The 20,715-nt window shown below is 73.6% G+C and carries 21 protein-coding genes; 7 read left to right on the plus strand and 14 right to left on the minus strand.

All coding sequences use genetic code 11. The features are described 5' to 3' along the window. The first annotated feature begins 158 nt into the window (after positions 1-158). Together ACFO4E_RS18120 and ACFO4E_RS18125 are read left to right on the plus strand one after the other, a co-directional pair. Entirely contained in the window at positions 159-1,289 is a 1,131-nt protein-coding gene (locus ACFO4E_RS18120) for a carbohydrate ABC transporter permease (RefSeq protein ID WP_378576348.1), read from the plus strand. Then, positions 1,286-2,242, plus strand: coding sequence for a carbohydrate ABC transporter permease (locus tag ACFO4E_RS18125; RefSeq protein WP_378576349.1), 957 nt, complete (start codon positions 1,286-1,288; stop codon positions 2,240-2,242). Before ACFO4E_RS18120 ends, ACFO4E_RS18125 begins: the two co-directional genes overlap by 4 nt. Positions 2,243-2,266: 24 nt before the next feature. Here the strand turns inward: ACFO4E_RS18125 and ACFO4E_RS18130 are convergent, their stop codons facing one another. Together ACFO4E_RS18130 and ACFO4E_RS18135 are read right to left on the minus strand one after the other, a co-directional pair. Continuing rightward, positions 2,267-4,261: a caspase, EACC1-associated type gene (locus ACFO4E_RS18130; RefSeq protein ID WP_378576351.1), complete on the minus strand. Its 1,995-nt coding sequence runs from the start codon at positions 4,259-4,261 to the stop codon at positions 2,267-2,269. Next, positions 4,258-4,620 (minus strand): effector-associated constant component EACC1, encoded by a 363-nt coding sequence (locus tag ACFO4E_RS18135; RefSeq protein WP_378576353.1) that lies wholly within the window; start codon positions 4,618-4,620, stop codon positions 4,258-4,260. The genes ACFO4E_RS18130 and ACFO4E_RS18135 overlap by 4 nt, the downstream gene beginning before the upstream one ends. Positions 4,621-4,951: 331 nt before the next feature. On the opposite strand from ACFO4E_RS18135, the gene ACFO4E_RS18140 reads away from it, so the two are divergent. Both ACFO4E_RS18140 and ACFO4E_RS18145 read left to right on the plus strand, forming a co-directional pair. Then, positions 4,952-5,248 carry a hypothetical protein gene (locus tag ACFO4E_RS18140; protein ID WP_378576355.1) on the plus strand — a complete coding sequence of 99 codons (297 nt, stop codon included), beginning with the start codon at positions 4,952-4,954 and terminating at the stop codon, positions 5,246-5,248. Between the two features lie 305 nt (positions 5,249-5,553). Then, positions 5,554-6,768, plus strand: a complete 1,215-nt coding sequence (locus tag ACFO4E_RS18145; protein WP_378576356.1) for a styrene monooxygenase/indole monooxygenase family protein — start codon at positions 5,554-5,556, stop codon at positions 6,766-6,768. A gap of 190 nt (positions 6,769-6,958) precedes the next feature. On the opposite strand, the gene ACFO4E_RS18150 is transcribed toward ACFO4E_RS18145, so the two are convergent. From ACFO4E_RS18150 to ACFO4E_RS18170, 5 genes are all read right to left on the minus strand, one after another. Beyond that, positions 6,959-8,134 carry an ABC transporter permease gene (locus ACFO4E_RS18150; RefSeq protein WP_378576358.1) on the minus strand — a complete coding sequence of 392 codons (1,176 nt, stop codon included), beginning with the start codon at positions 8,132-8,134 and terminating at the stop codon, positions 6,959-6,961. Between the two features lie 113 nt (positions 8,135-8,247). Then, on the minus strand, positions 8,248-9,015 hold the full coding sequence (locus ACFO4E_RS18155; RefSeq protein ID WP_378576360.1) for an ABC transporter ATP-binding protein: 768 nt from the start codon (positions 9,013-9,015) through the stop codon (positions 8,248-8,250). Next, entirely contained in the window at positions 9,012-9,299 is a 288-nt protein-coding gene (locus tag ACFO4E_RS18160) for a hypothetical protein (RefSeq protein WP_378576362.1), read from the minus strand. Before ACFO4E_RS18160 ends, ACFO4E_RS18155 begins: the two co-directional genes overlap by 4 nt. Then, positions 9,296-10,435, minus strand: coding sequence for an efflux RND transporter periplasmic adaptor subunit (locus ACFO4E_RS18165; RefSeq protein WP_378576364.1), 1,140 nt, complete (start codon positions 10,433-10,435; stop codon positions 9,296-9,298). The genes ACFO4E_RS18160 and ACFO4E_RS18165 overlap by 4 nt, the downstream gene beginning before the upstream one ends. Further along, the gene (locus ACFO4E_RS18170) at positions 10,432-10,935 is read right to left on the minus strand and encodes a hypothetical protein (RefSeq protein WP_378576365.1); all 504 of its coding nucleotides are present in this window, start codon (positions 10,933-10,935) and stop codon (positions 10,432-10,434) included. The genes ACFO4E_RS18165 and ACFO4E_RS18170 overlap by 4 nt, the downstream gene beginning before the upstream one ends. 281 nt (positions 10,936-11,216) lie before the next feature. Between ACFO4E_RS18170 and ACFO4E_RS18175 the strand changes: the two genes are divergently transcribed. Next, positions 11,217-11,873, plus strand: coding sequence for a response regulator transcription factor (locus tag ACFO4E_RS18175; protein ID WP_378576367.1), 657 nt, complete (start codon positions 11,217-11,219; stop codon positions 11,871-11,873). A gap of 76 nt (positions 11,874-11,949) precedes the next feature. After that, positions 11,950-13,272, plus strand: coding sequence for a sensor histidine kinase (locus ACFO4E_RS18180; RefSeq protein ID WP_378576369.1), 1,323 nt, complete (start codon positions 11,950-11,952; stop codon positions 13,270-13,272). A gap of 148 nt (positions 13,273-13,420) precedes the next feature. Here the strand turns inward: ACFO4E_RS18180 and ACFO4E_RS18185 are convergent, their stop codons facing one another. From ACFO4E_RS18185 to ACFO4E_RS18210, 6 genes are all read right to left on the minus strand, one after another. Next, on the minus strand, positions 13,421-13,615 hold the full coding sequence (locus ACFO4E_RS18185) for a ferredoxin (RefSeq protein WP_378576371.1): 195 nt from the start codon (positions 13,613-13,615) through the stop codon (positions 13,421-13,423). A 59-nt stretch (positions 13,616-13,674) separates the two neighbouring features. Further along, entirely contained in the window at positions 13,675-14,886 is a 1,212-nt protein-coding gene (locus tag ACFO4E_RS18190) for a cytochrome P450 (protein ID WP_417618514.1), read from the minus strand. A gap of 82 nt (positions 14,887-14,968) precedes the next feature. Beyond that, a complete protein-coding gene (locus ACFO4E_RS18195; protein WP_378576373.1) occupies positions 14,969-16,198 on the minus strand; it encodes an NAD(P)/FAD-dependent oxidoreductase in 1,230 nt (409 codons plus the stop codon). After that, positions 16,195-16,395 (minus strand): ferredoxin, encoded by a 201-nt coding sequence (locus tag ACFO4E_RS18200; protein ID WP_378576375.1) that lies wholly within the window; start codon positions 16,393-16,395, stop codon positions 16,195-16,197. Before ACFO4E_RS18200 ends, ACFO4E_RS18195 begins: the two co-directional genes overlap by 4 nt. Continuing rightward, on the minus strand, positions 16,392-17,114 hold the full coding sequence (locus tag ACFO4E_RS18205) for a TetR/AcrR family transcriptional regulator (protein WP_378576376.1): 723 nt from the start codon (positions 17,112-17,114) through the stop codon (positions 16,392-16,394). The genes ACFO4E_RS18200 and ACFO4E_RS18205 overlap by 4 nt, the downstream gene beginning before the upstream one ends. Next, the gene (locus tag ACFO4E_RS18210; protein ID WP_378576378.1) at positions 17,111-18,346 is read right to left on the minus strand and encodes a cytochrome P450; all 1,236 of its coding nucleotides are present in this window, start codon (positions 18,344-18,346) and stop codon (positions 17,111-17,113) included. The genes ACFO4E_RS18205 and ACFO4E_RS18210 overlap by 4 nt, the downstream gene beginning before the upstream one ends. Before the next feature lie 130 nt (positions 18,347-18,476). On the opposite strand from ACFO4E_RS18210, the gene ACFO4E_RS18215 reads away from it, so the two are divergent. Beyond that, positions 18,477-19,958 carry an MFS transporter gene (locus ACFO4E_RS18215; RefSeq protein ID WP_378576380.1) on the plus strand — a complete coding sequence of 494 codons (1,482 nt, stop codon included), beginning with the start codon at positions 18,477-18,479 and terminating at the stop codon, positions 19,956-19,958. On the opposite strand, the gene pepE is transcribed toward ACFO4E_RS18215, so the two are convergent. Further along, positions 19,951-20,712: a dipeptidase PepE gene (pepE, locus tag ACFO4E_RS18220; RefSeq protein WP_378576382.1), complete on the minus strand. Its 762-nt coding sequence runs from the start codon at positions 20,710-20,712 to the stop codon at positions 19,951-19,953. The genes ACFO4E_RS18215 and pepE overlap by 8 nt on opposite strands. Positions 20,713-20,715: the final 3 nt, after the last annotated feature.

Below are 20,715 nucleotides of genomic sequence, written 5' to 3' on the forward strand. Positions count from 1 at the left end.
TACGCGGCGGCCGCGCCGGCCGCCGCCGCCCGCGCGGGGTCACAGCCGCGTGCCGCCACGTACCGCGCGGCGCGGGCCCGCACGGATCGGAGCCCGGCGCCGCCGGCACCAGCACCGGCACGACGAGTAGCGAGTAGCGAGTAGGACGACGCACGACCATGACGAACAGCAACGCAACGGGCGCCCCCGCCCGGGCCGGTGCCGGGACCGCGCCGGCCCCCGGCGGGCCGCCGCCACCCGCCGCGGGCCCCGCGCCGCGGGCGCGGTGGCGCAGCAGGAGCTCGGCCGCCCAGGAGAACCGCGCGGGCCTGCTGTTCGCGGCGCCCGCGGTGGCGGGCCTGCTGCTCTTCCTGGTCGCGCCGATCCTCATGGCGCTGTGGGTGAGCTTCCTGGACTGGGACGGCCAGTCCAACCCGCTGGCCCCGGGGCAGGAGTTCGTCGGTACCGGCAACTACCGGCGGCTGCTCGCCGAGGACACGCTGCTGCACCGCGACTTCATGCTCAGCGTGCGCAACACCCTCTACTACGTCCTCATCAACGTCCCGCTGGTGACCGCGCTCTCCTTCGGCCTGGCCCTGGTCGTCAACCAGCGGCTGCTGAAGGGGCGGTCGTTCTTCCGGACGGTCTTCTACTTCCCGTCGGTCACCAGCTCGGTCGCCGTGAGCATCACCTTCCTCTTCCTGTTCCAGGGGTCGGGAGCCGTCAACGCCCTGCTCGCCCTGGCCGGGGTCGACGGCCCCAACTGGTTCACCGACTCCCGCGGCGTCCTGCACGTGCTGTTCGCGGGACTGGGGCTGGTGGAGGAGGGGAGCACGCCCGGCTGGGCCGCGGCGCAGGTGGGCGGGCTGCCGCTGTGGGAGTGGCTCTCCGGTCCCTCGGTGGCGCTGTGCGCGATCATCGCGCTCACCGCATGGCAGTCCTCGGGCATCTACATGCTGTTCTTCCTCGCCGGTCTCCAGAACATCCCGCGGTCGGTCGAGGAGGCCGCCGTGGTCGACGGCGCGTCGTCGTGGCGCCGGTTCCAGCACGTGACGCTCCCGCTGATGCGGCGCAGCGTGACGCTGGTGATGACGCTCGCCCTCATCGCCACCTGGCAGGTCTTCGACCAGATCTACATCATGTCGCAGGGGGCGCCGGCGAAGACCACGATCACGCCGGCCTACCTGTCCTATGTCCGGAGCTTCGGCGACGGCCAGTTCGGCGCGGGCGCGGCGGTCGCGTTCGCGCTGTTCGCGATCATCGTGGTGCTCACCGCGCTCCAGCGGTGGATCGGCAGGGAGAAGAAGTGACGCGCGAAGCGATCCGCGGCGGCCGCCCTCCGGCGCGCACCGCGGCCCCCGTCTCCGGGGCGACCGGCACCGGGCCCCGCAGGCGGCCGGGAGGCGGCCGGCGGGGCGGCGGACGCCTGGGCGTCCGGGCGGTCGGCTACGGCGTCCTGGCGCTGGGCACCGTCCTGTACCTGGGGCCCTTCCTGATCCAGATCGCGGGGTCGTTCAAGACCGACCCCGGCGCCGCGCAGGACCCGCTGGGCCTCATCCCCGACCCGGCCACGCTCCAGGCGTGGCGCAAGGCGTTCGGCCTGGACACGGTGCTGGAGATGCCCATCGGGCGGTGGCTCGGCAACTCCGTGCTCGTCACGGTGTCGATCACCCTGGGGCGGCTGCTGATCGACAGCCTCATCGGCTACGCGCTGGCCCGGCTGCGGTTCACCGGGCGATCGCTGATCAACGCGCTGGTCATCGCGGTGATGGCGGTCCCGGGCGTGGTGCTGCTCATCCCCAAGTTCCTGGTGCTCAAGCAGCTCGGCATCTTCGACAGCTACGCGGGGATGATCCTGCCGCTGCTCTTCGACGCGGTCGGGATCCTCCTGATGAAGACCGCGTTCGAGCAGGTGCCGCGCGAGCTGGAGGAGGCGGCGCGGATCGACGGCGCCGGGGTGTTCACCACCTACTGGCGGGTGGTGCTCCCGCTCGTGCGCCCGGCGCTGATCACGGTCGGCATCCTGTCGTTCCAGGGCTCCTGGAACGAGTTCACCCACTTCCTGATCGCCACGTCCGACCCCGCCTACGAGACCCTCAACCTGGGCCTGGCCCGCCTCGCCGCCGGGCCGCTGGGGGGTTCCCAGCAGTTCCCCCTCAAGCTCGCCCTCGCCACTCTGTCGACCCTGCCGGTGCTCATCGTCTACATCGTCTTCCAGCGCCACTTCATCCGCTCCCAGATGTCGGCGGGCGGCAAGGAGTAGCCGCGTCGCGGCCGGCCGGACGGGCTAGGAGACATCGACGCTCAAGGCGTAGAGCCGGGTGATCTGGTTGTCGTTGTTGTTGTCGTCGGCTATCAGGTACAGCGGGCGGCGCCCCTCCTCCGGGCCCGATGTCCAGGCTTCGCCGAGCGCCATGCCCTCCACGTTCTGCAGGAGCGGGTTGGACTGGTCCGGCGACGACGGGACGGCACCCGGCGTCCCCGAGGGGCATTCCGCGAGGTCGAAGAGGAGCGTGTTCTCCGTGAAGACGTCGACGGGCTCGTCGTAGAGGGCGTTCCCGTCGTCGATGGGCCGGGCGCCGCCGAGGGAGACGTCGTGGACGCGTATCGCGTTGCCGAGGCCCGCCACGTACTGCCGCTCCAGCGCGAGCAGCCGGTCGTCGCCGACGACGGCCAGCTCCGACAGCAGCATCCCCTCGCTCGTCTGGTACGCGTACTGCCGGTCCACCTCGTAGTGGCCGCCGGGCTCGCCGCTGTAGCGCAGGATGCGCAGCAGGTGGCGGCCGCCCGTATCGCCGTCGATGGCGAGCGGGCCCTCCAGCGCCGTGTAGAGGTGGCGCCCGTCAGGGGACGCCGCCAGGGATTCGAGCGTGCGCCCCGCCTGCGCATAGCCGCGGGGGGCGGCGTGGAACTCGGGCGGGACGGGCAAGGGGTCGCCGACCTGCTCGCCGGTGTCCAGGCGGAACCGGCGGATGGACGGGCCCGTTTCCGAGGCGACCAGGACCGTCTCTCCGCCCTGCTCGACCACGAGCCCCTCCGCGTCGAACCACTCGGAGGGGACGCCGCCGGGCGGGGTCCGCAGCGTCGTGGCCCGATCCGCCTCAGGGCGGAAGTCCTCCTCCCCGGAGCCGAGGTCCTCCGCGGAGCCGAGGTCGATCGGGAAGACGCGGGCGGTTTCGTTGTCGGTGACCGCCAGGGCCCTGCCGGAATCCATGAGGGCGAGCGCCGACAGGTTCCTGAGCCGCTCGCCCGAGGGGTTCGTCTTGTCGAGCGCGTCGCTGTAGTCGAGCAGCGTCGCGCGCTCGGAACAGGGGCCGCCCGCCGCCTGCGGGCTGAACTCCCGCCACTGGCTCCACACCGGCGGTACCGCCAGGCCGGCGGCGAGCCCCAGCGCGAGCCCGCCGGCGAACATCGCCGAGCGGGCCCTGCCGCCCGTGGCGGCAGAGGGCGGGCCGTCCGGGACGGGCGGCCGGAGGGGAGGCAGCACCGCCACGTTGCGGGCGAAGGGCAGCGACCCGACCCCGCCGTCGTCCCGGTCCATGGGCTCCTGCGGCCGCGGCAGGTTCAGGCGCTCCATGCGTTCCCGGACCGCCCGGTAGATCGTGTGCAGGCCGAGCATCTCCGGCCCGTCCGCCACACCGGTGCGCAGCACGTCCACGAACTCCCCCGTGAAGGCCGTGCAGCGCTTGGGGTCAGGGGCATGGGACGTGCGATCGGCGGAGGTGGAGGTCATGACGTAGGCGCCGGTCACCCCCTTCAGCGCCCTGCCCGAGGCACGGACCCCTTGGTCGGCGACCGACATCTCGCCTTTGAGGACCCTCCCGCTGTAGCAGCAGTCGAGGAGCAGGACGCGGCGGTCAGCGGAGCCGTCGCGGATGGCGTCGCGCACGAGTTCGTCGGCGACGGTCGTCTCCGGCCGGTCCACGACGGAGTCGGGCAGCGTGAGGTGGAGCTGGTCCGCTCTGCCGCGGTGCAGGAGCCCGTGACCCGCGTAGTAGATGATCAGCGTGTCGGTCGCGAGCGCCGCCGCCTCGCGGATGGGCCCGACCAGGGCGGCGGCCGTTTCGGGGTTCTCGACCGTGATGATCCGTTCGGCCGGCAGACCCCAGATCTCGGGGTCCGACAGCGCGGACGTCAGTTCGGCGAGGTTGTGCCGCACGCTGGGGAGCGGCTCCAAGGCGTCATAGGAGTCGACTCCGATGAGGACGCACGCCGAGTGGGCCGGGTCGATCGCCTTGGCCGCCGTGTCCCCGGAAGCGCCGTTCTCCGGGACCGCGCTCATGGCCCTTCCGCCGTGGGGTCGCTTTCAGCAGGGCGCACCGGGACGTCGGGGAACGCCGCCTGGACGACCTCGATCTCCACGGACGTCGTCGTATGGACATGGATCGTGGTCTCGGACGTGGGCCTGAGGCCGGCGCGCCAGGCCGCGTAGGAGAACGGGAGCTGGGCGAGCGCGGCGGCCGTGGAGACGGTCGCGAGCACGGCTTCGATGTCCACGCCCATCTCGCCGGGCAGTGCTCGTCGCCGTGCCGCCTGGACGTCGACGTCGCGGCGGAGCGCGCGGTCGCCGCGCAGCCAGTCGTAGAGCGACGCGGTGTCGCGATCGCCGTCCGGGCCGGTCAGCTCGAATCGGATCTCCAATACCCACCCCCGCGGAAAGGAATTCGCCTCGGCCTTCCCTCTCAAGCAACGGTATTGTCGCCGATCGGCGAGCGGTACGTCGGCCATTGGCCGGAACGGGCCTCATTCCCTGTGAAGGCGGCCGCGGCCCCGGGGCGGGCCCGTCCCGGGGCCGCGGTGGGCGGCCGGATCACGCTTCCGCCCTGGTCACAGGGAAGGGGAGTGCGCACGTGGCGACCGCCGAGCGCTCGGGCCGCGCGTGTTCTCGCGGCCGGCGGGTAGCGGATACCGGTCCCGGGTGGCGCGGTGGCCGTTCGCTCCCGGGGCCGGATCCGGGGGAAAGGGGGCCGGCGTGGACGGAGGCGGAACCGCCCTTGACTGGCTGGTGGCGATTCTGGCGGGGGTGGCCGTTCCGGTTCTGCTGATCCTGCTCATCGTGGGAATCCTGACCTACGGTGTCCGGTCGGCCGAGCGCGAGAAGGCCGAGCGCGACCGCGCTGCGCGGAAAGAGCGGGAAGAAGAGCGGGAACCGGGGGATACGCGGGAACAGGGCGATCGCCTTCCTGGGCCGGTGTCCGGCGATGACGATGCCCCGGGCGGTGGCCGCGACGACGCCCCGGAGGGCGGCCGGTCCGAGGGGCGCGGCTGACCCTCCCGCTCCCCGCCGGCCGGCCCGGAGCGCGCCCCTCCCCGGGCGGCGACGGTGGTGACGCAAGTCCTTATATGGACAACAGTGCGGCGAATGCTGTAATTGTGACAAACCCGTAAATCAGCGGGGAGGGACCACTCGCCGGAGGGGGTATTCGCGTGCGCGGAAGCCGGTCGGCAAGTGCGGTGCCGGACGGTCGGGGTGCGGTCGTCCATCGAACTATTTCGATCGGATGAGCGAAACCGGCCGATGATCAATATCGAGCAACCGTGACACACCGCCAAATAATTCGCGAATGAGAGGCAATGAGTAAGATTCTGATCGTCGGGGGCGGACAAGCGGGCCTGCAGCTCGCGCTCTCCCTGCTCCACCACGACTACGACGTCACGCTCATGACGGCGCGGACCGCTGAGGAGCTGTACTACGGCCGGGCGGTATCCGTCCAGATCATGCACGACAACCGGCTGCACGCCGAACGCGAGCTCGGCCTCAACCTCTGGGACGACACCGCCCCCCCGATCAAAGGGTTCACCCTGCGCTCCGGCGGCGGACCGGGGATCCCGTCATTCGACTGGACGGGGTCGTTCGCCGCGCCCGCGCAGTCCATCGACGAACGCCTCAAGATGTCCGTGTGGATGAGCCATTTCGAGGAAAAGGGCGGAAAGCTCATCATCCACGCCGTGACCAGCGACGACCTCGACGGCCTCGTCCCGATGTTCGACCTCACCATCGTCGCCGCCGGCCACTCCGGCCTGGCACAGATGTTCCCGGTCGACCCGGACCGCTCGCCGACGGACACAGGGGAGATCCCCACCGCGATCGCCTACGTCGACGACGTGATCGAGGGGCCGGACCGCGAGAACATCGTCGCCGAATTCCTGCCCGGCGGCTCCCATTTCGTCTCGGTCCCCTCGTACTCCGCCAACGGCCCGTGCCGGCTCCTGTACCTCCACGGAGGGGTCAGCGGTGCGCTGGACTGGCCGAGGCGCATCACCCCGGAAGAGCACTGGGACCGCATGCTCGGGCTGCTGCGCGACGAGGTGCCGCACGTGTACGAGACCTACGCCGAGGCCGGGCTGGCGGATGAGAAGGCCGCCACGTTCGACCACGCCACCCCCCTCGTCCGCCGCCCGGTCGCCGAGCTCCCCTCCGGCGGCAGGGTCCTCGGCATGGGCGACACGCTGATCACGGTCTCCACAGCGCTGCAACAGGAAGCGGACAACGCCTCCGTCAGCGCGGACCGCTACCTCGAGGCGATCCTGGACAACGGAGACCGGCCCTTCGACGAGGACTTCATGCAGAAGGCGTTCGAGTCGTACTACGACCACGCGCGGCACTTCTGCGGTGACCTCGGACGGGTCCTGCACCACGCCGCCCCCTTCGCCCTCGACGCCTACCTGAAGGGCGACACCCACCAGGCCGTCGCCGACAGGATCGTCCGCGGGTTCGAGGATCCGGCGGACTTCGCGTCGTGGCTCTCCACAGAGGAGACCGCCCGCGCCTACCTGGACGGGGTGTAGGCGAACCCGGGGCCGACCCCCGCCGGTCCGGGACCGTTTCCCGGCCGGTCCACCGGGAGAGCCCCGACGGCACGGCACCTCCGCGCGCCCATCAGCCCCGGGTGCACGCGGCCCCTCGTGGCCGGCCACACCTGTGGCCGGCCACGAGGGGACCGCAACCGGTCCCCCTCCGGTCCCCGGTCCCCCGGGCTCAGCCGCCGCTCAGCGCCGCGGTGGGCGACTGGGCGGCGGCGCGCAGCGCGGGGACCAGGCCCGCCACCGCTCCGATGAGGACCGTCGCGACGATCCCGCCGACGGCGGCCCACCACGGCACCGCCACCGGCCAGCCGCGCGAGAGCGCGTAGGCGGCGGTCGCCGCCGCACCCAGAGCGGTGCCCGCCGCTCCGCCGAGCGCCGACAGCGCCATCGCCTCCACCAGGAACTGGGTGCGGATCCGGCCGCGGGTGGCGCCCAGGGCCCGGCGCAGCCCGATCTCGCCCCGGCGCTCCAGCACGGCGATGACCATGGTGTTGGCGACCCCGATCCCGCCGACGAGGAGCGCGACCCCGCCCAGCCCGATGAGCAGCCCGTTGAACGCCTGGTCCGCGGCCTGCTGCGCCTCCAGCGCGTCCGAGGGCAGGGACACCGATACCTCGTTCGGGGCTTCGGGGTTGGCGGACGGGGCGAGCAGCTCGCGCACCTCGTCCACGCGGTCGGGGTCGGCGCGGACGTACAGCGTCGTGGGGTGGCCGTTCATGCCGAGACGGTCGGCGGCGGCCTCCCAGCCCAGCAGCACACCGGAGTCGAGCTCGGGGGCCAGCGTCACGGGGTCGAGCACGCCCACCACGCTGTAGTACTCGTCTCCGACGAGCACCCGCGTGTCCGGTCCGATGCGGTTGATCCCGAGCTGTTCTGCGGCGGTGTGCCCCAGGACGACCGCCGGGTACTCGGCCGTCGACCCGTTCAGCCATTCGCCGAGCCGCACCTGCGCGCGCAGCACGTCCACCAGCCCCAGATCGGCGGCATAGACCCCGATCCCGCCCGATTCCGCCTCGGGGATCAGGTCGCTGCGGTACACGTTCACGTCCTTCACCTGCGCGACCTGCGTGACATCCTGCACGCCGTCGATGCGCTCCGCCCGGTCCGGCGCCTCCGGCGGCAGCTCGGCCTGCCCCCCGAAGAAGTCCTCTCCGGGGGCCGCGGTGATGAGGTTGGTGCCCAGGTGCTCGAGCCGGGCGTCGAACTCGGCCCGGCTCGACGCGGAGATCCCGACCACCGCGATCATCGCGGCGATCCCGATGGCGATCCCCAGGGCCGACAGCACCACCCGCGTGGGGCGGGCGCGCAGGCCGCCCGCACCGGTGCGCAGGACATCGGGCACGGCCATCCGCGCGGGCACCGGCGGAGGCGGCCCGGGCGGGCCTCCTCCGCCGGCCCGGGCGCGCGGACGGCGCCGGAACCGGCGCCCCCGCGCGCGACGGCCGCCGTCACCGTGCCCGGTCATCGCGCGGCCCCCGCCCAGGAGCCGTCGCCCGCGCCGGTCACGATGCGGCCGTCGCGCACCTCGACGCGCCGCGGCAGGCCCGCCGCCAGGTCGCGGTCGTGCGTGATGATCACGACGGTCGCGCCCCCCGCGTTGAGATCGCGCAGCAGGTCCAGCACCGCCGCCCCCGAGGCGGTGTCGAGCGCGCCGGTGGGCTCGTCGGCCAGCACCAGCTCCGGTTCCCCCACCACGGCGCGGGCGATCGCCACACGCTGCTTCTGTCCGCCGGAGAGCTCGTGCGGCCGGTGGTGGCACCGGTCGGCCAGGCCCACGCGGGCCAGCGCGGCCTCCGCCCGCTCCCGGCGCCGGCGTGCCGGGACCCCCGCGTAGAGCAGGCCGTCGGCGACGTTGTCCACGGCGGTGACATTGGGTGCGAGGTGGAACTGCTGGAAGACGAACCCGATGCGCTGCGCGCGCAGGGCCGAGGTGCCGTCGTCGCCGAGCGCGTCCATGTCGTGCCCGAACAGCCGGACGGTCCCGGCGGTCGCGCGGTCGAGCGTCCCCAGCAGGTTGAGCAGCGTGGACTTGCCCGATCCCGACGGTCCGACGATGGCGACCAGTTCGCCGGCGCCGATCCGCAGGTCCACCCCGTCGAGGGCGCGGACCCCGCCCGGGTAGCTCCGGGAGACCCCGGTGAGTTCCGCGACCGGGGCGGTCGCCGCGCCGGCCGCCCCCTTCCCCCGGCCGGCCGGCGCGGGCGCGGCCGTCTCGATCACCCCGGTCATGTGCCCCCCACCGCCTTCAGGCCCTCGTCGATGCCGCCGCCGATCTCGAACTCTCCGCCGGCGAACCGGTCCGTCTCGTCCCGGCCGTCGCGCGGCGCGGTCTCGCCGTCCCCGAAGTCGCCCAAGGTCAGCGCGATGAGGATGCCCATCGGTATGCGGGCGGCCCGGTTCCGCGGAGCCTTCGGCGCCGCGCCGCCGGACGCGGCGACGCTCTCGGCGGTCCGGTCCGCGGGCCCGCACCCGGCGCTCCGGGACACTGCTCCGGCCTTGATCGTCCGCCTCATTTGGGCACCACCACCTTCAGGCCCTCGTCGATGCCGTCTCCGCTGATCTCGACCATTCCGTCGGCGAACCAGCCCGTCTCGACCGGGATGTCGCGCATCGCGCCCTTGTCGTTCACCGCGGTGACTCCGTGGCCGCTGCCGGGCAGCGCGATGAGGGCGCCCACCGGGACCGCGAGGACGTCCTCCTTCGCGTCGCTCTCCACCTGGACGTCCACGGGCGCCTGGTCCAGCAGGTCCTCGGGTTCCTCGCCGGTGAAGGTGACGACGACCTCGACGGTCGGGTCGCCCTCCTGGCCGCCGGGGTCCTCGGACTCCTCGCCCGCCTCGGCGACCGATCCGATGGAGGACACCTCGCCCGTCGCGGTGCCGCCTTCGGGGAGGGACACCGTGACCTCGTCGCCCTCGTCCACCAGGTCCCGGTCGGTGACCTCCAGATCGACCCGGACGACGTGATCGTCGGAGCTGGTGGTGAGGACGGGCGCGGCGACGCCGGCCCGTTCACCCACCGACAGCTCGCGCCCCGCGACGCGCACGCTGCCCGGCGCGAACCACACGTGTGCCGGATCGACCGTGCCCGTCACCTCCATTCCGGCCGTGTCGTCCTGCCACCGCCGCACCGCCTCGGCGGTGAGGGCCGTGTACTCGTTGTCGACGGTGAACCCGCCGTAGCCCAGTTCGGCCAGTGCCTGCTCGAACTGGCGGACGTCCTCTCCGGTGATCCCGGGTTCGAGCAGGCGGTAGGCGGGGGTGTCGCCCCGCAGCAGGACAGTGGGCTCCCCGTCGACCTCGTAGAGGTGATCCCCGGGCTCCAGCGTCGCGCCCGTCGAGGGCAGCGACGTGACCACCCCCTCGCCGAGAGAGAAGACGGTCGCGTTCCCCGCGAACCCGAGCGTGCCCTCCAGGGTCTCGCTCTGGACCAGAGTGGTGCGCTCCACCTCGGCGGTGGGGCCGGCGTCCGGGATCTGTGGGCCCGGGTCCTCCCAGGGCCGGACCCACAGGACCGCGCCCGCGGCGACGGCGAGCACCGCGAGGGCCGCGCCGGCGGACACGGCGATGGGCGCCCCCCGGCGGCGCGGGCGCGGACCGGCGTCACCCTCCGACGGCGGCGGGACGGGCGCGGAGCGGTCGTCGCTCACTGGCCCGCCGGCCCTTCGGACGGGTCGATCTGCAGGTGGGTCTCGATGCACTCCGCCGAGGCCTCGCGCTGCTCATCGGACCCGTCGCCCTGGGTCAGCTGCAGCCCCTGGCCGGGCTGGGGGTCCGGGACGTCGATCCCGTTCTCCCGCATGCATTCCGCGAGTGCGAGGGCCCGCTCGTGCTGCTCCTCCTCGGAGGGAGCGTCCGGGTTGACGGGCATGAGGTCCTCGCACTCCTCCAGCGCGGCCTCGGTGGTCTCGTTCATCTCGAGCGCCTCAAGCGCCCCGCCATCGGGGTCGGGGTCGGGCATGTCCACGCCGTTGTCGCGCATGCACTCCGTGTACTCCAGCAGCGCCTCTTCCCGGTCGGCCGAGCTCGCGCCGGTCACCCCGCCGGCCGACCCGCCGGACCCCTCCTCGGACCCGCCCGTTGCGCCGCACCCGGTCAGCAGCAGTCCCGCAAAGACCGTTGCGGCGGCGTACGCGGTGATCGCCTTCATGTTCGTCCCATCCGTTCCGTCGGCTCGCCATCTCGTCGTCCCGGTGGCGCCGAGCCTCCGGGCGACGGCAGCAATGTCACCGGACCCCGGGTTAGCCGCCGGTTAGCGGGGACGGCTTCCTCCGGCGGCGCTCAGCGGGGGTAGGCGGGTGCTAACCGCGCCCTAACCGCCGTGGGACTATTCCTGGGCGGACGAGCACGCGGGGCCGCGGCCGGCGGGCCCGTGCGGTGCGATCCCGCCCCGGCGCGGGGGCGGTCGACGGACTTATGCGGGGAGAACCGATGCGGGTACTGGTCGTCGAGGACGAACCGTCCCTGGCGGAGACGGTCGCCGAGGGGCTGCGCGGTGAGGGGATGGCCGTGGACATCGCCCTCGACGGCGACTCCGGGCTGGAGATGGCGTCCGTCCACGGCTACGACGTGATCGTCCTGGACCGCGACCTGCCGCTCGTGCACGGCGACGAGGTGTGCCGCCGGGTGGTGGCCGACGCCGGCGTCGATGCCCGGGTCCTGATGCTCACGGCGGCCGGCGGCCTCGACGACCGCGTGGACGGGCTGGTCCTGGGCGCCGACGACTACCTCGCCAAGCCCTTCGCCTACCGCGAGCTGGTGGCGCGGGTCCGCGCGCTCGGCCGGCGCGCCCGGCCCGCCGCGCCCCCGGTGCTGCGGCGCAGGGGCCTCGAGGTCGACACCCACCGGCGTACGGCGGCGCGCGACGGGCGGCCGGTCGCCCTGTCGCCGAAGGAGCTGGGCATCCTGGAGGAGCTCCTGCGGGCCGACGGCGCCCCGGTGTCCGCGACGCGGCTGATCGAGAAGGTGTGGGACGCCAACCTCGATCCGTTCAGCGGGGTGCTGAAGGTGGCCGTGCACGGCCTGCGCCGCAAACTCGGCGCTCCCCCGGTGATCGAGACCGTCGCCGGCCACGGGTACCGGATCTGACGTGCCCGCCCCCTCGACCCCCGGCCCGCGTCCGGAACCGGCGCCCGGCGCCCCGGACGCGCCGGACACGCCTCCCGTGTGGGCGCGCGTCACCGTGCGTGCGAAGCTCACCCTCATCTACACCGCCGCGTTCCTCATCGGCGGTGCGCTCCTGGTGGGCCTCAACTATTCGATCGTCTCGTCGAGCCTCGTGAGCCGCGCCATGATCCTCACGAGCGACGCGATCGCGCCCGCTCAGCCGGAACCGGAGGCGACGGACTGGAGCCCGACGGCCCCGGCCCCCGTTGTCCCCCCCTCGGCCCCGGCCACGGGCCCCTCCAATGGTGGGGAGACCGCAGGCCCGGCGCAGCCCCTTGAGGGCGGGGAGACCGGCGGCGCGGCGGAATCCGAGACGCTCGACCTCGCGACGTCGGTCGACGCCTACCAGGAGGGCGTGCTCTCCGATCTCCTCCTGCGCTCGGCGCTGGCCCTCGCGGCCATCACGGTGCTGGCGGCGGGGGCCGGGTGGCTGATCGTCGGGCGTCCGCTGCGCAGGCTGCACAAGGTCACCGAGACCGCGCGGAGGCTGTCCGAACACGATCTCGACAGCCGGCTCGCCCTGACCGGCCCGGCGGACGAGTTCCGGGATCTCGGCGACACCTTCGACGGCATGCTGGAACGGCTGCAAGCGGCGTTCGAGAGCCAGCGCCGGTTCGTCGCCAACGCGTCCCATGAGCTGCGTACCCCCCTTGCGGTGCAGCGCGCGGCGGTGGAGGTGCCCTTGGAGCAGGGCCGGGTGCCCGAGGACCTGAAGCCCGCGCTGAACCGGGTGCTCGATTCGGTGGAGCGCAGCGAGCGGCTGATCGCCGGGCTGCTGCTGCTCGCCCGCTCCGACCGCGGCATCGACGAGACCGAGCCGGTCGACCTGCCGGATGCCGTCGGCCGGGTGGTGCGGCTGCTCACCGCGGACGCGTCGGCCGCGGGCGTCACGCTGCGACCCGAGACGGAGGCGGTCGAGGTGCGGGGCGACCCGGTGCTGCTGGAGCACCTGGTGCGCAACCTGGTCGACAACGCGATCCGCTACAACCGCGCGGATGGCGAGGTCACCATCGGGGCGGCCCCGTACGACGGGGGCGCCGTGCTGCGGGTGGCGAACACCGGGCCGGAGGTCGCCGACGCCGATGTGCTCTTCGAGCCGTTCCACCGGGGCGGCTACGCCCGCACCCACCGGGCGGGCGGCGGGAGCGGCCTGGGCCTGTCGATCGTCCGTTCGGTGGTGACCGCGCACGGCGGCGAGGTGACGGCCGCCCCGCGCGAGGGCGGCGGCCTGGAGGTCACCGTCCGCCTGCCCGCGGCCGGCCCGCGCGCGCAGCGCGTGCCCGCCGCGGCGGGGGCGGACGGGTCGCCCGCGGAGGGGTGACCGGGTCGCGGGCCGCCCGGCCCCGGCAGGTTCGACGGCCGCCGACCGGGCGTCCGCGCGCCGGGCGACCCGGGGCGGTGCGGCGGACACACCGGGTCCCCGCTCCTGCGGGAACCCGGTTCCACCGCCCGCTACCGGTCCGCCGCCGTCACTCCTCCACGGCGATGGCCAGCGCCGGGCACACGGCCGCGGCCTGCCGGACGTCCTCGGCCTGGTCCGCGGGCGGCTCCGCGTTCAGCAGCACCACGATGCCGTCCTCGTCCCGCTGGTCGAACACCTCCATGGCGGCCGTCACGCACTGCCCGGAGGCGACGCATTTGTCCTGTTCGATGGTCACCTTCATGGGATCCCCCTTGTCGTCGTCACCGCCGGCCGCGCTCCGCGCCGGCGCAGGTCACCAGGTCACCAGGTCACGGGGAGTTCGTGGACCCCGTACACCGACCCGTCGTGCTTGAACGGCAGCTCCTCCAGCGCCGCGGCCGCCCGCAGGGTGGGGATGCGCCGGTAGAGCGTGCTGTAGACGACCTGCAACTCCATCCGGGCCAGCGGCTGGCCCAGGCACTGGTGGACCCCGAAGCCGAACGCCACGTGGCGGCGGGCGTCGCGGTGGATGTCCAGCCGGTCGGGCTCGGGGAAGACCTCGGGGTCGCGGTTGCCGATGTCGTTGGCCATGATCACGCCCTCGCCGGCGCGGATGGTCAGGCCACCGATCTCGATGTCCTCCAGCGCCACCCGGCGCCGCCCGTTGTGCGTGATGTTCAGGTAGCGCAGGAGTTCCTCGACGGCCCCGGCCACCAGTTTCGGATCGTCCGATGCGCGCAGGGCGGCCAGCTGGCCGGGGTTGTCGAGCAGGGCCAGGGTGCCCAGCGCGATCATGTTCGCGGTGGTCTCGTGCCCCGCCAGCAGGAGCAGCACCCCCATGGACGCGGCCTCCTCGCGCTCCAGCTCCCCGGCCGTGACCCGGCCGGCCAGGCCGGACAGCAGGTCCGCGCCGGGGGCGGCGAGCTTCTCGCCCATGAGGCCGTCGAGGTACGCGCTGAGGCGGCCGTGCGCGGCCGCACGCTCCTCCGGCGCCGCCTCGCGGCTGATGAGCCGCTTGCTGTTCTCCTGGAAGAAGTCGTGGTCGTCGTAGGGCACGCCGAGCAGTTCGCAGATCACGAGCGAGGGCACCGGCAGGGCGAACGCCTGCATCAGGTCCACCGGCTTGGGGCCGGCCAGCATGGCGTCGATCAGGTCGTCGACGATCTTCTGCACGGCCGGGCGCATCGCCTCCACGCGCTTGATCGTGAAGGGCGCGGTCACCATCCGGCGCAGCCGCGCGTGCTCCGGGTCGTCCATCAGGATGAAGCCGATCTTCCCGCCGTGGACGGGGGCCGAACTCGGGTACCCGGGCCGGCTGATGTCGGCGCTGACCCGCGGGTCGGCCAGCAGCGCCCGCTGTTCGGCGTAACGGGTCACCACCCACGGCGTGCTGCCGTCCCAGAGCCGGACCCGGGAGAGCGGCCCCTCCTCCTGCCGGGCCCGCAGGGTCGGCGGCGGATCGAACGGGCATCCCGCGGCCCGCTCCATCGGGAACTCCGGAATCTCGGCGACGGGGTCGGACATGGTGGTCATGGTCTTCCTCCAGCATCGGATGTGCGCCCCGCTGCGCGCGGCCGGCCGCGCGGCGGCGGAGCTCCTACGGTGGACTGCGGGGTCACCGGCCCGCAGGGGAGCCGGTGGACGCGGGCGCCGGCGCCCGGTCCGGTTCGGCGGGGTCCCAGAACGCGTCGGCGAGCCGCTGGCGCAGCATCCGGGCCTGCTTGGGCATGTTCCAGCCCAGGACCCCGGTGACCGCGCCGGCGCGGCGGTAGAGGGCGACGAAGCGCCGGTCGGCGACGTCGCCGTCCACGACCGTGGCCTCGGCGTCGGCGGACAGCACGCCGTGGACGTGGATCTTGGCGTCGAACTGGTCGGTCCAGAAGTAGGGCACGGGGGCGTAGGGCCGGTCGTCGCCGAGGACGGCGCCCGCGACGGCGGCGGCCTGCTCGGTGGCGTTGGTGCGGTTCTCCAGCCGGATCAGTGTGCCGAGCCGCTCGTGGTGCCAGCGGGCCACGTCGCCCACCGCGTAGACCCCCTCCGCCGCCCGGCAGCGGGAGTCGCACACCAGCCCGTTGTCGACCCGCAGGCCGCTGCCCGCGAGCCAGTCCGTGGCGGGCGCGGCGCCGAGCGCGACCACCACCGTGTCGGCGGGCAGCACCTCCCCGGTGTCCAGGCGCACGCCGGCGACCCGCCCGTCGCGCTCGGTGGGCCCGCTGACCGCGGCGCCGAGCCGCAGGGCGACCCCGCGCTCGGTGTGCAGCCCGGCGAGCAGCTCCGAGGCCAGGGGGCCGAACTGGAGGGCCAGCGGGGCCGGCTGAGGGCCGGCCAGGGTGACCGCCAGGCCCATCTGCCGCGCGGTGGCGGCGGCCTCGGCGCCGAGAACGCCGTCGCCGACGACCACGACCCGTTCGGACGCCAACAGGTCCCGGCGCAGGGCCGCCGCGTCGTCGAGTGTGCGCAGCACGTGCACGCCGGCCAGGCCGTCCTGCCCCGGAAGCGTGCGGGGCCGCAGCCCGGTGGCCACGACGACGGCGTCGGCCCGCAGCTCGCGGCCGGACGCGGTGCGGACGGTGCGCTCCGCCGCGTCCAGGCCGGTGGCCGGGTCGCCGAGGATGAACTCGGCGTCGAGGCGGTCCAAGAGCTCCTGCGGCCGCAGCCGGGTCCGCTCGGGTTCCCAGGCGCCCGAGAGCACCTGTTTGGACAGCGGCGGCCGGTCATAGGGCGGGTGTGATTCGGCGCCGAGCAGGGTCAGCGCCCCCTCGTAGCCCTTGCGGCGCAGCGCCTCGGCCGTGGCCAGCCCGGCAGCGGAGGCGCCGACCACGAGGACGCCCGACGGGGCCGTCATGCGTTCTCGTCCAGCGCGATCGCGGCGGCGGGGCACACGTCGGCCGCCTCGCGGACCGCCGCGTGCTCCGCCTCGTCCGGCAGCGCGTCGAGCAGGACCACGATGCCGTCCTCGTCGCGCTGGTCGAACACCGCGGGAGCGAGCAGCACGCACTGGCCGGCGCCGCAGCACTTGTCCTCGTCCACACTGACCTTCACCGCTGGTCCTCCTCGGGCCGCTCATCGGACGGGGCCGCGACGGGCCCCGGTGGCTCTCGGGTCGCCTGTACGGGCGTGACCGGCGCCAGCCACAGGCCGGTGATCGCGTCGATCAGCCCGGTCGCCGCGTCGTCCCAGGTGGGCCGGTGCGTGGGGGTGCCGTTGGCGAGGGCGCGCTCCCGCCGGGCACACGTGGTCATGATCAGGAACGAGGTCATGTCGTTGCGCTCGCTGCGGACCTCCGCCGGCATCTCGGGCAGGCACCGGTCGAGCTCGCCGACGATCCGCTGTAGCGACGGGACGCTGAGGGCCTCGTCGACCATGATCGAGGCGAGACCGGGGTCGGCCATCACCTGGGCGCCGAACCGCGCGAACCACGTGGGGCTGCCCGTGGCGGCCAGGTGCCGGGTGACCGGGCGCACCAGGCAGGCGACCCAGTCCCGCAGATCGTCGGAGCCGCCGAGCTCGGCCACCATGCGCTCGCGCAGCCGTTCGGTGTGCAGGGAGTGCTTGCGCGCGATGGCCCGCACCAGCTCCTCCTTGCCGCCGAAGTGGTAGCCGACGGCGAAGTTGTTGCCCTGCCCCGCCGCCTCGCTCACCTGGCGGTTGGACACCGCGCGCACGCCGTGCTCGGCGAACAGCCGTTCGGCGGCCGACAGGATCGCCTCCCGGGTCTCCTCGGCCCGCTCGGCGCGCGCGCTCTTCCCGGTGGTGGTCACCACCGCACCGGGACCTCGTCGAGGCCGCCGACGACCAGGCCCTCGCGGCGGCGGAGGTCCGTTGCGTCGACCGCGAGTTCGAGGGTGGGCAGCCGGCGCAGCAGGACGTCGAGCACGGCCTGGAGCTCGGTGCGGGCCAGCGCCTGCCCGAGGCAGGAGTGGGCGCCGGAGCCGAAGGCCAGGTGGGGGTTGGGGCTGCGGTCCAGAACCATGCCGCCGGCGCCGTCGAAGGCGCTCTCGTCGCGGTTGGCCGCCGCCATGTTGCAGATCACGGTGGTGCCGTTCGCGACGACCGTGCCGCCGATCTCGACGTCCTTGGTGATGTAGCGCGGCAGCCCGAAGCCGCCGTTGGCGTCGAACCGCAGCGCCTCCTCCACGGCCGTGCGGACCAGCGACGGGTCCGCCAGCAGGCGCTCCCAGCGCCGCCGGTCGGACAGCAGCATCGCGGCCATCTTCCCGATCATGTTCGAGGTGGTCTCGTGCCCGGCGACCAGCAGCCCCATGCCGGTGGCGATCAGCGCGGCGTCGGGCATCCGCTCGCCCGCGGAGTCGGTGGCGACGATGAGCTCGCTGAGCAGGTCGTCACCCGGTCGCGCGCGCTTGGCGGTGATGTGGGCCGTCATGTACGCCGCGAACTCGGCCTGGGCCGCGCCGATCTCGGCCTCGGAGTACCTGGTCAGGTTGAGCAGGGTGTCGGACCAGAAGGAGAACTCGTCGCGGTCGGACTCGGGGACCCCGAGCATGTCGCAGATGACCCACACCGGCAGTGGGAAGCCCAGGTTCGCCGTGAGGTCCGCGGGGTGGCCGTTGGCCACCATGTCGTCGATGAGCCGCTCGGCCATCGCCTCGATCCCGGGGCGCAGGGCGGACATGCGCTTGGCGGTGAACCACTTGCCCACCATCCGCCGCCACTTCAGGTGGGCCTCACCGGATTCGGGGAGCGAGGACGCCATGTCGCTGTTGAACAGACCGCCGGACTCGGTGTCGGAGAGCCGGGCGGCTCCGTCGGCGTCCAGCCGCCGGCCGAACCGCGGATCGGCCAGGACCTTCTTGACGTCCTCGTAGCGCGTGACCAGCGACGCCTCGTCCCCGCTGGGGAGCCTCACCCGCGCCACGGGGCACTGCCGCCGCAGCCGCTCCCATTCCGCCGGCGGCTCCAGCGCCGCCTCGCTGGGGATGGGGTAGCTCAACGCCGGCCCGCTGTCACCCTGACCCACCATCTGATCCACCATGCGGCGTCCTTTGATCGGTGTGCGATTCGTGGTCAGCCAACCCGATCGCATAATGTAAGTCAAGCGACTGACTTAAATAAAATCCGGATAAGCGGCAGTGCCGCGCACGTCGAGACGAAAGGCCCCTCCCATGCCCACCGCTCACGCCTTATCCGACAAGGCGTCCCGGCCGCCGCGGGCCAACGCGCTCGTGCCGGTCCTGGCCTTCGGCGGCATCACCGTCTCGCTGATGCAGACCCTGGTGATCCCGCTGGTCCCGCGGCTGCCCGAGCTCCTGGGCACCTCGACGGCCGACGCCTCCTGGGTGATCACCGCCACACTGCTCGCCGCCGCCGTCGCCACGCCGGTGGTGGGGCGGCTGGGGGACATGTACGGCAAGCGGCGCATGCTCGTGGTCAGCCTGGTGCTGCTCGTCGTGGGCTCGGCCATCGGGGGCCTCAGCAACACCCTCGTGCCCATGCTCATCGGGCGGGTGCTCCAGGGCCTGGCCGCCGGCGTCATCCCCCTGGGGATCAGCATCATGCGCGACGAACTGCCGGCCGACCGGCTCGGCTCGGCGACCGCGCTGATGAGCGCCTCCCTGGGCGTGGGCGGCGCACTCGGCCTGCCCGCCGCCGCCTTCCTCGCCGAGCAGACCGACTGGCACGTCCTGTTCTGGACCGCCGCGGTCCTCGGCGCCGTCGTCACCGTGCTCGTGCTGGCCCTGGTGCCGGAGTCCGCGGTGCGCACGGGAGGGCGCTTCGACCTGGTGGGGGCGGCGGGGCTGTCGGCCGGGCTGATCTGCCTGCTGCTGGGGATCTCCAAGGGCGCCGACTGGGGCTGGACCAGCGCTCTCACCCTCGGCCTGTTCGCAGCGGCGGCCGCGGTCCTGGCGCTGTGGGGATGGTGGGAGCTGCGGACCGCGCGGCCGCTGGTGGACCTGCGCACCACCGCCCGCCGCCAAGTGCTCTTCACCAACCTGGCGTCGGCCGTGTTCGGGTTCGCGATGTTCGCGATGTCCCTGGTCCTGCCGCAGCTGCTCCAGCTGCCGGTGGCCACCGGCTACGGCCTCGGGCAGACGATGATGGTCGTGGGCCTGGTGATGGCGCCGTCGGGCCTGGTGATGATGGCCATGGCACCGGTGTCCGCGCGCATCTCGAAGGCCAGGGGGCCCAAGGTCACCCTGATGCTCGGCGCCGTGGTCGTCGCCGCGGGCTACGGCTTGGGCGTCGCGCTGATGTCCGCCGTCTGGCAGCTCGTCATCGTCTCCAGCGTGATCGGGGCCGGCATCGGCCTCGCCTACGGCGCCATGCCCGCGCTGGTGATGGCGGCCGTGCCGGTGTCGGAGACCGCCGCCGCCAACAGCCTCAACACGCTGATGCGCTCCATCGGCACCTCGGTCTCCAGCGCGGTGGCGGGGGTCGTCCTGGCCCAGATGACCGTCACGCTCGGGTCCGTCGCGGTCCCCTCCGTGGACGGCTTCCGGGTGATCATGGCGATCGGCGCGGGCGCGGCCCTCGTCGCCCTAGTGTTCGCGTTCTTCCTCCCGGGCCTGCGCCCGTCCGCACCGGACCCCGCCCTGGGACATCGGGCACCGGCGAACGCGGTGCCCGGCGGCGCGGGCGTCAGGTAGCGGGGCCGATGCCGTCCCTGCCGGAGAAGAGGCCGGTCACGTCGCCGGACACCTCGAACGGGCGCACGCCGCGGCGGAAGACGACGGCCGGGCCCGGCGCACCGGGCTGGACCGCCGAGCCGCCGATGCGCGCGTGCGGGGCGGGGCCGTCGCCGCCCCCGCTGACACGCAGGTAGGTCCCCTCGCGCAGGCCGAGGACGTCCACGTCGTCGACCTCCAGGAACTCGCCGAGCCGGGTCTCCCGCGTCTCCCCCTGGTGCGTCGAAGCGGGGTCGGCGTCCAGGTAGTGCGGGTTGATCTGGAACGGGAGCAGCCCCAGCGTGTCGAACGAGGGCGGCTCGACAATGGGCATGTCGTTGGTCGTGCGCAGGGTCGGCGCCGCGATGTTGGTCCCGGCGCTGGAGCCCATGTAGCGCAGGCCCGCTCCGACCGCCCCGCGCAGCGCGGTCATCAGGTCCAGCCGCTGCAAGGTGTCGACCAGGCGGAAGGTGTTGCCGCCGCCGACGAACACCGCCTGGGAGTCGGCCAGGACCGCGTGCGCCTCGTCTGTTGCGGGGAGCCCGCGCACGCGCAGCCCCTGCGTGGCGAACGCGTCGGCCACCCGCCGGGTGTAGGCCGGCCGGTCGCCGCCCGCGAACGGGACGAAGGTGACCTCGTCGCGCCCGTCGAGGAACTCCGCCACCGCCTCCCAGCCGTGGTCGAGGAAGCCGCGGCCGTGGTTGACCGAGTTCGAGAAGAGCAGCAGCTCGGGCATGGT

Origin of the sequence: Nocardiopsis mangrovi (assembly GCF_042653925.1) — a bacterium.
GTDB classification, from domain to species: Bacteria; Actinomycetota; Actinomycetes; order Streptosporangiales; family Streptosporangiaceae; genus Nocardiopsis_B; species Nocardiopsis_B mangrovi.